General features: G+C 46.8%; 1 protein-coding gene. It reads right to left on the bottom strand.

Annotated features, from left to right (window positions below; translation table 11 throughout):
* A partial coding sequence (locus tag E1189_RS00220) for an ISAs1 family transposase (protein WP_155158149.1) occupies positions 1–325 on the bottom strand: 325 nt, incomplete at both ends.

Here is a 325-nt window from a genome sequence, read left to right as displayed (position 1 = left end):
CATTGCACAGTTCATCTTACGCTCAATACCACCATCAAACGTCTTCTCATTCTTCAATAAGTTGAGAACAATGTGCCTGAAACCTGACAAGATTTCTGCAGCATCACCACGCCGTATCTGGCAGGCATCTTCATTCATGGCTACATCCAGAACATAGTGCAACGAATTCTCGACACCCCAATGACTGCGGACACTTGTAGCCAACTTTTTAGCTGTTAGCTCAGCAGAACTGATGTAATAACGAATGCTTACATCTTCGATCTTTTGCGGGGTATCGCCGACCTGGCGAAAAGCGACAACGGCACCCAGTGTACGCATGCCTTTC

It is taken from the genome of Parendozoicomonas verongulae (assembly GCF_009711465.1).
GTDB lineage: Bacteria > Pseudomonadota > Gammaproteobacteria > Pseudomonadales > Endozoicomonadaceae > Sansalvadorimonas > Sansalvadorimonas verongulae.
This window is presented reverse-complemented; position numbering and strand designations above follow the sequence as displayed.